Origin of the sequence: Candidatus Poriferisodalis sp. (genome assembly GCF_965208485.1) — a bacterium.
GTDB lineage: Bacteria > Actinomycetota > Acidimicrobiia > Acidimicrobiales > Poriferisodalaceae > Poriferisodalis.
On sequence record NZ_OZ242344.1, the window covers coordinates 4,401,977 to 4,412,500 of the forward strand.

The window sequence follows — 10,524 nt, forward strand, 5'->3', positions numbered from 1 at the left end:
ATCAGTGGCAGCAGGGACGTCGTTGGCCCTCGCGGGGCAGTGTACCGACGAAGACAGGCGAGAGGCGTTCGGCAGTCGCCACCTGCGTTGCTGAATATCCGCTGCTGAATAAAATTGCAAATTGATGAATAATCGAGCCGAGACGGTGCTAGCATGTTGGCTGCAATGAACGCACACACCGAATCACCCGAGAGCGCGGGCACTGCATCGGCCGAGCCGGCGCGCATGGGTTCGGCGACACATGAGTCGGTGCGCATCGGCATCGTCGGTGCATCGGGCTACACCGGGGCGGAATTGCTTCGCCTGGCTGCCGGGCATCCGTCGTTCGACGTCATCGCTGTTGCCGGTGACACGCAGGCCGGGGCCGCAGTACGCGACCTGTACCCGAGCCTGGCCGCCGACTACGGCGAGCTCCGCTACTGCGCCTACGACCCCGAGGTCTTCATCGGCCTCGACGCGGTCTTTCTGGGGTTGCCGCACATGGCAAGCGCACCGGTCGTCGCCGATCTCTACAAGCGCGTGGGCTGCGTGATCGATCTCGGATCGGATTTCCGCCTGACCGATGCGACGCACTACCCCCAGTGGTACGGCATTTCCCATCCGATGCCCGAACTGCTCGGCGAATTCCCCTACGGGCTGCCGGAACTGGGCCGTGAGGCATTGCGCGGGGCCGCGGGCATCGCCGTGCCTGGCTGCTATCCCACTGCGGCGGCGCTGGCACTTGCCCCATTCGCCCGCGGCGGCCACATCTCCACCAGCGGGGTGGTCGTCGACGCGGCGTCGGGCGTCAGCGGCGCGGGCCGTGCCCCCAAACCCAATACAACGTTCTCGACCGTCGACGAGGACTTCGTGGCCTACGGCTTGCTCGATCACCGCCATACGCCCGAGATCGAGCAGGCAACCGGATGCCAGGTGCTGTTCACGCCGCATCTCGTGCCGATGGTGCGCGGCATCTTGGCGACGTGCTACGCAAGGCCGCTGTCGGATTCGATGGGGGGCATGACGACCGAGGGCGCACTCGGCGTGCTGGCAGATTTCTACGCAGGCGAGCCGTTTGTGGTGGTGCATCGTGACGCCCCCCACACCAAGGCGACGCTCGGCGCCAATACGTGCCATCTCAGCGCGAGGGTAGATCCGCGCACCGGATGGCTGGTGGTGCTCAGCGCCATCGACAACTTGGTCAAGGGCGCGTCCGGCGGAGCCGTGCAGTGCGCGAATGTCGCGCTCGGCCTGCCCGAGACAGCCGGTTTGCCGACAACGGGGCTGATGCCATGAGCGACAGGGCTCACGCCTCGGAGTTCGAGCGCGCCCGGTTCCTCGTCGAGATGCTGCCGTACATCAGCCGTTGGCGAGGAAAGTTGATGGTCATCAAGTTCGGCGGCAACGCCATGGTCGACACGACGTTGACCGACGGCTTCGCCGCGGACATGGTGCTGCTGCGTCAGATCGGCCTCGCCCCGGTTGTCGTGCACGGCGGCGGACCGCAGATCGGCGATCTCATGGCCCGTTTGGGCAAGACGTCGGAGTTCCGCGACGGGTTGAGGGTCACCGACGCGGAGACGCTCGACATCGCGCGCATGGTCTTGGTGGGCAAGGTCAACCGGGACATCGTCGGGGCCATCAATGTGCACGGTCCGATGGCCGTGGGGATCTCCGGCGAGGACGGCAGGGTCATCACCGCGACGGCGCGCAACCCCGACCTCGGCTTCGTCGGCGAGGTCACCGACGTGAACACCGATCTGCTGGAGCGACTGCTGGCCGAAGGGTTGATCCCGGTCATCTCGACGATCGGGGCCGACGCGAAAGGGCAGGCTTACAACATCAACTCCGACACCGTGGCAGGTGCCGTGGCTGCGGCGCTCGAGGCCGAGAAGGTGGTGTATCTCACCGATGTCGCCGGCCTTCTGGAAGATGTCGACCGACCGGAATCGCTGATCAGTCGCACCACAGCCGGCTCGCTGGCCGCGCGCTTGGCGAGCGGGAAGATCGCCGGCGGGATGATCCCCAAGATCGAGGCGTGCATCAGCGCCGTTCGCAACGGAGTCAACAGCGCCCATCTGCTCGACGGCCGCGTGCCGCACGTGGTGCTCGTCGAGCTGTTCACCGACGCAGGCGTCGGCACGATGATCACCGACGACCGACCGACCGAAAGGTTCACTGCGTCATGACCGAAGCACGACCCCAAGCGGCGCACGCCGCTGCGATGGGCGGCGAAACGCTGGAGCACTGCCCGCTCATGCCGACCTATGGCCCCCCGCCGGTGCAATTCGTGCGCGGCAGCGGCTGCGAGCTGTATGACCGCGACGGCAAGCGCTACCTGGACTTCCTTGCGGGCCTGGCAGTGACCTCGCTCGGCCACTCCCATCCGGCCGTCGCCGACGCGCTCAGCGAGCAGGCGCGCACGCTGCTGCACGTGTCGAACCTCTTCGGCACCGAACCGCAGGTCGAGGTGGCCCAGACCATCGACCGGCTGCAGGGCGGCGGCGGGCAGGTGTTCTTCTGCAACAGCGGCGCCGAGTCCCTGGAGGGAGCAATCAAGCTGGCTCGCAAGTACGGCGGGCGCGGCCGCCATGTGGTGGTGAGCGCATTGCGCTCATTTCACGGGCGCACGCTGGCGACGCTGCACGCCACCGGCCAGCCCGAGAAGCACGAGACGTTCCAGCCGTTGCCCGAGGGATTCCGCCACGTGCCCTATGACGACGCGGAGGCCCTGGAGGCCGCGCTGGACCCGAGCTGCTGCGCCGTGCTGCTCGAAGTCGTGCAGGGCGAAGGAGGGGTGAATGTCGCCAGCGGCGATTACCTGCACCGCGTCCGGGAGATCTGCGATGAGCGCGACATGACGTTCATCGTCGACGAAGTGCAGACGGGTCTGGCCCGTACCGGGGAGTGGTTTGCCTGGCACCACCACTTCGACCCAACCGGAGGGCCCACCGGGGCGGCTCGGCCCGACATCGTGACCATGGCCAAGGCACTGGGCAACGGAGTGCCGATCGGTGCGGTCTGGGCGCGTCGAGAGGTAGCCGCAGCGTTCCAGCCGGGCGATCACGCCACCACGTTCGGAGGTCAGCCCCTGGCGGCGAGCGCTGCGCGTGCCGTGCTGCGCTCGATGGAGGCCATCGATGCGCGCGCGCTGGCGACCGCCCGCGGCGAAGAACTGGCGGGCAAGCTGATGGGCGTCCCGGGCGTCGTCGACACGCGCGGCCTCGGTCTGCTCATCGCAGCCGATCTCGACACCGATGCAATCGGGCGCAGCGGCCCTGAGGTGGCCGCCGCGTGCCTGGAGGCCGGCCTGGTCGTCAACGGCATCTCGCCGACGGCCGTGCGCTTCGCGCCGCCCCTGGTGGTGTCCAGCGAGCAGATCGACGAAGGGTTGGCCATCTTCGCCAAGGTGCTCGCCGGCAAGGGCGGACCCAGCTGATGCGCCACTTCCTGGAAGTCGACGATCTGTCTGCTGACGAGCTCCGATGGGTGCTCGACGTCTCGTCGGGCGCGCCGGAGGCTGCGCCGCCGGCCCTGGCTGGCAGCGGCGTCGCCCTGGTCTTCGAGAAGTCGTCGAACCGCACTCGCAACTCGATGGAGATGGCGGTCCGCCAGCTCGGCGGGCATCCGGTCTACATCCGCCCCGAAGAGGTGGGCATGGACGTGCGCGAGACGGCGGAGGACATCGCGCGAACGCTCGCCTGCTTTCACGACGTCATCGCAGCGCGCGTCTTTCGGCACAGCCACCTCGAGCGCATGGCGGCCTGCGAGGTGGCACCGGTCATCAATCTGCTTTCCGACGACGCGCACCCCTGCCAGGCCGTGGCAGACCTGCTCACTGTCTCGCAGTGCATCGGTTTGGATCGCGCGCAGCGGGTTGCGTTCGTCGGCGACGCCAACAACATGTGGCGATCACTGGCCATCGGCTGCGCGATGGTCGGCATCGAGAGCTCGCTGGCGGTGCCGGACGGCTACGGCCCGTCTGGGGCAACGCTGGACCGCATCGCGTCGCGCGGCGGGTGCACGGTCACCGACGACCCCGCGGCGGCCGTCGCGGGCGCCGACGTGGTCTATACCGACGTGTGGACCTCGATGGGCCAGGAGGACGAGCAGGCCGAGCGACTGGCTGCGTTCGGTCCGTACCAGGTGACGCCAGAACTGATGTCGCTGGCAGCCCCCGGTGCGATCTTCCTGCATTGCCTGCCAGCGCGTCGGGGCGAAGAGGTGGCTGCAGAAGTGATCGACGGGCCGGCCAGCCGCGTCTGGCAGCAGGCCCGCAATCGCATGCACGCTGCGAGGGGCCTGCTCGCGTTCTTGGCAGGCCCGGCGCTGCATGGTGCAGCGTCAGCAAGCCCAGCGCAGGGAGCGGGGCCGTGACCACCAAGGCACAGCGCCAGCACCTCATCTGCGAGCTGCTTGCCAGCCGCGAGATCGGCAGCCAGGCGCAACTGGTCGCTCTGCTCGCCGATCACTCGGTGGACGTCAGCCAGGCCACGGTCAACCGTGATCTCGACGAGTTGGGCGTCGCCAAGATGCGCACCGCAGGCCGCACGGCCTACGCGGTGCCCGAGACCGACGCGCCCGAGACCCTGCCCACCAACACCCTCAGGCGCGTGTTCGGCGACTGGGTGCTGGACGTGCAGTCCTCGCAGAACATCGTGGTGCTGCGCACTCCACCCGGCTCCGCCCACGTGGTGGCCGCGGCCATCGATCGCAGCAATCTTGACGGCGTGGTCGGCACCGTGGCCGGGGATGACACGCTGCTGGTCGTGGCCGCCGAGAACCCCGGCGGGACTGCGGTTGCCGACTATTGCCGCGAACTGGCCGATCTGTGAACGTCTGAACGGCTGAGACGATGTCTGATGACGACGCCCAACACCCCGCCGGATCGGACATCGCCGCCGGCGGAACGTCCCCCCCGGGCACAGCCACGCTGTGGCACGGACGCTTCGCAACCGGGCCGGCGGAGGCGCTCTCGGCGCTGAGCGACTCGCTGCCGTTCGATCGGCGCATGTTCGCCGAGGACATCGCTGCGTCGCGCGCTCACACCAGGATGCTGTGCGATGTCGGTCTGTTGAGCGTCGACGAGCGCGACGGCATTGTCGAGGCGCTCGCGCAGGTGGAGGCCGAAATCGCCGGGGGCAGCATGGCGTGGGCTCCGACCGACGAGGACATCCACACCGCCGTGGAGCGTCGCGCCACGGAGCTCTGTGCGGCAGCAGCCAAGATGCATACCGGCCGCAGCCGGAACGATCAGGTGGTGACCGACCTGCGCCTGTGGACACGCGTCGCCATCGACGAGGTCACGGGGTCGATACATGGCCTCGCTTGCACCTTGGCCGAACGCGCTCGCGAGGCCCATTCCGCAGACCTGCGGCTGCCGGGCTACACGCATCTGCAGCAGGCACAGCCGGTAGGTCTCGCGCATCATCTGGCTGCCCATGGGTGGGCGCTGCTGCGCGACCTCCAGCGTCTCAGCGAAGCCAGGCGACGCACCGATGTGTCTCCGCTGGGCGCCGGAGCCCTGGCGGGTTCCTCGCTGCCGCTCGACCCGGCCCTCACTGCGGCAGAGCTCGGTTTCGGCGCTGTCTTTGAGAACTCGCTCGATGCTGTCAGCGACCGCGATTTTGTCGCCGACACGCTGCATGGATTGGCGATGACGGGCGTGCACCTGTCACGCCTCGGCGAGGAAATCGTCCTGTGGTCGAGCGCGGAATTCGGGTTCGTCGAGCTCGACGACGCCTTCGCCACCGGTTCGTCGATGATGCCGCAGAAGAAGAACCCGGACGCCGCGGAACTGGCCCGGGCCAAGGCGGGCCGACTGGTAGGACATCTGGCCGGGTTCCTGACGACGCTCAAGGGCCTCCCGCTCGCTTACAACAAGGACCTGCAGGAGGACAAGGAACCGCTGTTCGACGCAGTCGACACGGTCCGCCTCACGGTGATGGCGCTTGACGGCCTGCTGCGCACGGTCGGCTTCAACGCCGACGCGATGTCCCGCGGCGCAGACGATCCGTTCGCAGCAGCTACCGATGTGGCCGAATGGCTCGTGGCCAACGGGATGCCGTTTCGCGACGCGCACGCTCTGGTGGCGGCGCTCGTACGCGATGCGCTCGATGGCCCGGACCCCGATACGCGCGCCAATCGCCTGATCGAGCTGGTGTCCGGCCATCCGGACCTAGGGCCGTCGGCGGCGCAACGGCTTGTGCCTCCGGGCGCGTACCGTGCTCGCACCACGCCCGGTTCGGGCGGTCCCGACGCCGTGTCTGTGCAGTTGGATCGCCTCGACGCCGCGCTTGCCGCGGCAAGCGGTTGATGAAGCAGTGGCTGACGGCCCGTCGCTGACCGACGTGGCAGCCCTCGCGCTCGAGCCGGACTTTTACGAGCGCCCCGCAACCGAGGTCGCCCCGGACTTGGTCGGCAAGCTGCTGGTGCGCGACGACGGATGCGATCATGTCACAGCGCGAGCCGGACGCATCGTCGAGGTTGAGGCCTACAGCAGCGACGGCGATCCCGCTGCGCACTCTCGCAACGGTCCGACAGCCCGCAACGCCACCATGTTCGGCCCGCCGGGGCGTCTGTACGTGTACCTGATCTACGGCTTGCACTGGTGCGCCAACGCAGTCTGTGCACCAGCGGGAACCGGCGACGCTGTGCTGCTGCGAGCGGTGGAACCCGTTCAGGGGTCCGAGATCATGACGGCCTGCCGGAGCTCAGCCGGCCGGCCCGTTGCCTTCACCGAACTCTGCTCGGGTCCCGCCAAGCTCACCCAGGCGTTCGGCATCGACGGATCGCACGACGGCTGTGACCTCACCTCGAATGGTGGCCTGAGCATCTGCGACGACGGCTGGTCTCCGGCTTGCCTGGCGAGGTCACCGCGTATCGGGATCAGCCGTGGCACCGACCTGCCGTGGCGCTGGTACATCCCTGCGAGCCCGCATGCGAGTGCGCCGTGACCGGCGCCGGCCACGAGTACGCCGCCCGCAGGGGGAGTCCCCCGAGGCCTCGCTGGCAGGCCGCTGCGGCCGTGGAGCCGCGACCCGTCCCCTCTGATGAGCCGAGCGGCCTCGCCGAGGCAGTCGAGACGGTCAAGCGATTCACCCCAAGAGACCGCATTCAGGCTCAGCACCGGCGCAGGCTGCTCGCCTTCGCGGCGCGCCACCCTGACGCACTGCATCGCTCTTGCGAGACCGGCCATCTGACGGCCTCCGCGTGGGTGGTCAATCACGACGCAACCCGCGGCCTCGTGCTCTTGCATGCCAAGATCGGCCGCTGGCTGCAGCCGGGCGGCCACGCTGACGGCGAGCCGACGCTGTGGGGAGTGGCGCTGCGCGAGGCGACAGAGGAGATCGGCATCGGGGGCTTGGAGGTCTGGACCGAGCCCATCGACGTCGACGTGCACCTCTTCGTCAATCGCCGCGACAGAGAGCCCTCTCACCTGCACTTTGACGTCCGTTATGTGGTCCGAAGCCCGCCGGGCGCCTCCCCGCTGGGAAATCACGAGTCGGACGCGCTGCGGTGGATTTCGTCCGATCAGCTCACCGATGCAGATCTGGGCCTCGATGCCAGCACTCGCCGGCTGGCTCGCTACGGATTCAGCGTCGCTCGTGCCGTCCATCGTTCAAACCGGCCGGCAAACGGCTGAGCGTCTGCCTTGCAGGACCACGCGCACCTGGGGTGCGCGTACGGTGAGCTTGTGCGCGCCGTAGTGGGGCTGGTCGAAGACATCGTCTTGGGCTTGTGCGGCCTCGTTGCGGGCTGGATTGTCGTGTCCTACGTCCCCGGCACGGTGCTGCCGGTCATTGCAGCGACTGTCGTGCTGGCCGTGGGCGGTCGCCTGCTGTTCAACGGCGCGATCTGGACCGCCGGCATCGGACTCGTCGTCGCCGGAGCGGCGGGCGCGGGGGTGTACGTCGCCGACCTGGTGAGCTCACTGGGAACCTGACGCTGCGCTGGGGGCGGCCCCACCCGCCGGTGCTCGACGTCGAGGTCACCACTAGCGTGGCGCAGTGAGCTTGGGCACGCTGCTGGTCGCCGCGGCAGCGACGGCTGCGGCGATCATGGCCGCGGGTATCGTCGATGTCATCCGGCTCGGCCGCGAACGATTTGCCAAGGTCGGCAAGCGCCGCTATCACTGGGTGCTGATGATCATCTTGTTCGGGCCGTTGACCGTGCTCCTCTATGCGGGTGCCGTGCGGCCGCAGCTCATGCATCCCGAGCGATATGCCGACGAGGCAGCGGGCTCTGCGGCTGCTCCCGTGCTGCGACGGGATCCAGAGGTCGGGGCAACCAGAGTCTGATGGACGGCGGCGATCCGGCCATCGAGGTCTCGCGACTGACCAAGCGATACGGGGACAATGAGGCCGTTGGGGGTGTCGACCTGTCTGTCGCGACGGGCGAGGTGCTGGCCTTCTTGGGACCGAACGGCGCCGGCAAGACCACCACGGTCGAGATCCTCGAAGGACTTCGGACTCGGACTTCAGGCGACGTGCAGGTACTCGGCGTCGATCCCGCCGAGGCCACGTCGGCGTGGCGCGAGCGCATCGGCGTCGTGCTTCAAGGTGCCAAGCACGAGGGAGACTTCACCGCTGCAGAGATCGTGACGATGTGGTCGGCCTACTACAGCTCTCCGCTCCCGACGACCGAAGTACTGGAACGAGTCGGGCTGTCCGACGCAGCGAAGACCCGCACACGACGGCTGTCGGGCGGCCAGAAACAACGACTGGCGGTTGCGCTCGCCCTTGTGGGCAATCCTGAGCTCGTCTTCCTGGACGAACCGACGACCGGCTTCGATCCTGCCGCCCGGCGCGAAGCCTGGAAGACGATCAGCGGATTGCGATCGCTGGGCGTGACGGTGCTGCTGACCACCCACTACATGGACGAAGCGGATCACCTGGCTGATCGGATCGTGGTGATCTCCCATGGGCACATCGTGGCTGACGGCACCGCACTGGAGCTTGCCGCCCAAGCTGCGATGCCGGTTCGGATTAGCTGGGACGCAGCAGAGTTACACCCCTCCGAATTGCCAGACCAGCTGCGAGGACTGTTGACGGGGGAGGACCGATCTGCACCGGTGGAGCACTCGACGGGGCTGCGAAGCGAGACTCGGCCCGAGCTGGCTGCCCACGATGTCGGTGGGGTGGTGCGTGCGCTGCTGTCCGCTGCGGATGCCGCCGGGTCACGACTGGACTCGCTGGCCATTCGACCTCCGACATTGGAAGACACTTATCTGGCGCTGACGGGAGACGACTCGTGAGGAGCCTTCGGCAGCTGCGCAGCGAGACGCTGTTCAACCTCCTGGGCTTTTGGCGCAGCCCCGCAGCCACTTTCTTCACCGTGGCGCTGCCGATCATTTTTCTGGTGATCTTTACGTCGATCTTCGGTAACGAGGTGATGAGTTCGACAGGGGCGCGCGTTGCCACGGTGTACGTGCCGGGCATCCTCGCGCTGGCGCTGGTGTCAGCAACGTTCATGAATCAGGCCATCATCATGGTTGTCAAGCGCGAGAACGGCGTGCTCAAGGCCATGCGGGCGACGCCGTTGCCGCCGAGAATCTATGTGGGCGGTCACATCGCGACCTCGCTCGCGCTGACGGCGCTGATGACCGTCTTGGTGATCGGGATCGGCCGGTTCGGGTACGGGGTGAAGATTCAGGTGGCCGCCATTCCGAGCCTGTTCATCACGCTCGTCGTGGGGGCGGCGGCCTTCGCAGCCCTCGGGCTCGCCATCACATGCATCTGCCCCAGCGAGCAAGCGGCGCCTGCGATCACCAACATGTGCGTGCTGCCGCTGTACTTCGTGTCCGACGTGTTCATCCCGTCGGACGGAGCGCCGCGCTGGATGACCCTCATCGGCGACATATTCCCGATCAAACATCTCGCCCTCGCACTGGGCCGCACGTTCGATCCCTTCGTCGAAGGAGTGCCATGGCCAGCAGGACGCTGGCTGATTCTCAGCATCTGGGGCTTGTTCGGCGTGCTGGTGACGGTGCGGTACTTCCGTTGGACGCCTCGCAGCTGACTTCCTCATCAATCCGGGACCGTCCAGCGTGGCCTGTCAGGCGAAATTGCTGTCGCGCCGCGGCCATGCTGCGGGCAAACTGGCTCAGTGGATGTCCTGGCTGACCTCGAGGCACGTGGTCTGATTCATCAGACGACCGACCGCCGGGCGCTCGCGAAGCGCCTGGAGAGCGGCCCGATCACGGTCTATTGCGGTTTCGACCCCACGGCCGCCAGTCTCCACGTCGGCAATCTCATGGGGCTGCTGACGCTGCGTCGGCTGCAATTGGGCGGCCACCGCCCGATCGCCCTTGCCGGCGGAGCGACCGGCATGATCGGCGACCCGAGCGAGCGCTCAGCCGAGCGCAACTTGCTCGATGACGAAGCGCTTGCGCGGAACCTGGAAGGCATCGTGCCGCAGCTGCGCCAGTTCCTGGATTTCGACGACGGCCCCTACGCGGCGAGGCTGCTGGACAACCGGGCTTGGACCGTCGGCGTGGGCGTGCTCGACTTCCTGCGCGAAGTCGGCAAGCACGTCACCGTGCAG

At 67.7% G+C, this 10,524-nt stretch carries 13 protein-coding genes (1 of these 13 running past the window's edge); all 13 read left to right on the top strand.

Features of this window, described 5'->3' with window-relative positions:
• Nucleotides 1-165: 165 nt before the first annotated feature.
• On the top strand, nucleotides 166-1,275 hold the full coding sequence (argC, locus tag ACOGXQ_RS20040) for an N-acetyl-gamma-glutamyl-phosphate reductase (protein ID WP_419945365.1): 1,110 nt from the start codon (nucleotides 166-168) through the stop codon (nucleotides 1,273-1,275).
• On the top strand, nucleotides 1,272-2,168 hold the full coding sequence (gene argB / locus ACOGXQ_RS20045) for an acetylglutamate kinase (RefSeq protein WP_419945366.1): 897 nt from the start codon (nucleotides 1,272-1,274) through the stop codon (nucleotides 2,166-2,168). The genes argC and argB overlap by 4 nt, the downstream gene beginning before the upstream one ends.
• Nucleotides 2,165-3,418 carry an aspartate aminotransferase family protein gene (locus tag ACOGXQ_RS20050; protein WP_419945367.1) on the top strand — a complete coding sequence of 418 codons (1,254 nt, stop codon included), beginning with the start codon at nucleotides 2,165-2,167 and terminating at the stop codon, nucleotides 3,416-3,418. Before argB ends, ACOGXQ_RS20050 begins: the two co-directional genes overlap by 4 nt.
• On the top strand, nucleotides 3,418-4,356 hold the full coding sequence (gene argF, locus ACOGXQ_RS20055; protein ID WP_419945368.1) for an ornithine carbamoyltransferase: 939 nt from the start codon (nucleotides 3,418-3,420) through the stop codon (nucleotides 4,354-4,356). The genes ACOGXQ_RS20050 and argF overlap by 1 nt, the downstream gene beginning before the upstream one ends.
• Complete coding sequence (gene argR, locus ACOGXQ_RS20060) at nucleotides 4,353-4,814, top strand: arginine repressor (protein WP_419945369.1); 462 nt, start codon at nucleotides 4,353-4,355, stop codon at nucleotides 4,812-4,814. Before argF ends, argR begins: the two co-directional genes overlap by 4 nt.
• Before the next feature lie 20 nt (nucleotides 4,815-4,834).
• Nucleotides 4,835-6,295, top strand: a complete 1,461-nt coding sequence (argH, locus tag ACOGXQ_RS20065; protein WP_419945370.1) for an argininosuccinate lyase — start codon at nucleotides 4,835-4,837, stop codon at nucleotides 6,293-6,295.
• A gap of 7 nt (nucleotides 6,296-6,302) precedes the next feature.
• Complete coding sequence (locus ACOGXQ_RS20070) at nucleotides 6,303-6,935, top strand: DNA-3-methyladenine glycosylase (protein ID WP_419945371.1); 633 nt, start codon at nucleotides 6,303-6,305, stop codon at nucleotides 6,933-6,935.
• Nucleotides 6,932-7,624, top strand: a complete 693-nt coding sequence (locus ACOGXQ_RS20075; RefSeq protein ID WP_419945372.1) for an NUDIX hydrolase — start codon at nucleotides 6,932-6,934, stop codon at nucleotides 7,622-7,624. The genes ACOGXQ_RS20070 and ACOGXQ_RS20075 overlap by 4 nt, the downstream gene beginning before the upstream one ends.
• 51 nt (nucleotides 7,625-7,675) lie before the next feature.
• Entirely contained in the window at nucleotides 7,676-7,924 is a 249-nt protein-coding gene (locus ACOGXQ_RS20080) for a hypothetical protein (protein WP_419945373.1), read from the top strand.
• Between the two features lie 64 nt (nucleotides 7,925-7,988).
• The gene (locus ACOGXQ_RS20085) at nucleotides 7,989-8,279 is read left to right on the top strand and encodes a hypothetical protein (RefSeq protein ID WP_419945374.1); all 291 of its coding nucleotides are present in this window, start codon (nucleotides 7,989-7,991) and stop codon (nucleotides 8,277-8,279) included.
• The gene (locus tag ACOGXQ_RS20090; RefSeq protein WP_419945375.1) at nucleotides 8,279-9,235 is read left to right on the top strand and encodes an ABC transporter ATP-binding protein; all 957 of its coding nucleotides are present in this window, start codon (nucleotides 8,279-8,281) and stop codon (nucleotides 9,233-9,235) included. The genes ACOGXQ_RS20085 and ACOGXQ_RS20090 overlap by 1 nt, the downstream gene beginning before the upstream one ends.
• Entirely contained in the window at nucleotides 9,232-9,999 is a 768-nt protein-coding gene (locus tag ACOGXQ_RS20095) for an ABC transporter permease (RefSeq protein WP_419945376.1), read from the top strand. The genes ACOGXQ_RS20090 and ACOGXQ_RS20095 overlap by 4 nt, the downstream gene beginning before the upstream one ends.
• Before the next feature lie 87 nt (nucleotides 10,000-10,086).
• On the top strand, nucleotides 10,087-10,524 hold the 5' portion of the coding sequence (gene tyrS, locus ACOGXQ_RS20100) for a tyrosine--tRNA ligase (RefSeq protein ID WP_419945377.1). Its footprint extends 834 nt past the window's final position; only the first 438 of its 1,272 coding nucleotides appear in the window; its start codon is at nucleotides 10,087-10,089; its stop codon lies off the right edge, out of view.

Bases quoted from the DNA above. Each gene is read 5' to 3' on its own strand.
- argB (WP_419945366.1), top strand. From the start codon at position 1,272: ATGAGCGACAGGGCTCACGCCTCGGAGTTCGAGCGCGCCCGGTTCCTC.
- ACOGXQ_RS20050 (WP_419945367.1), top strand. From the start codon at position 2,165: ATGACCGAAGCACGACCCCAAGCGGCGCACGCCGCTGCGATGGGCGGC.
- argH (WP_419945370.1), top strand. From the start codon at position 4,835: ATGTCTGATGACGACGCCCAACACCCCGCCGGATCGGACATCGCCGCC.
- argC (WP_419945365.1), top strand. From the start codon at position 166: ATGAACGCACACACCGAATCACCCGAGAGCGCGGGCACTGCATCGGCC.
- ACOGXQ_RS20090 (WP_419945375.1), top strand. From the start codon at position 8,279: ATGGACGGCGGCGATCCGGCCATCGAGGTCTCGCGACTGACCAAGCGA.
- argF (WP_419945368.1), top strand. From the start codon at position 3,418: ATGCGCCACTTCCTGGAAGTCGACGATCTGTCTGCTGACGAGCTCCGA.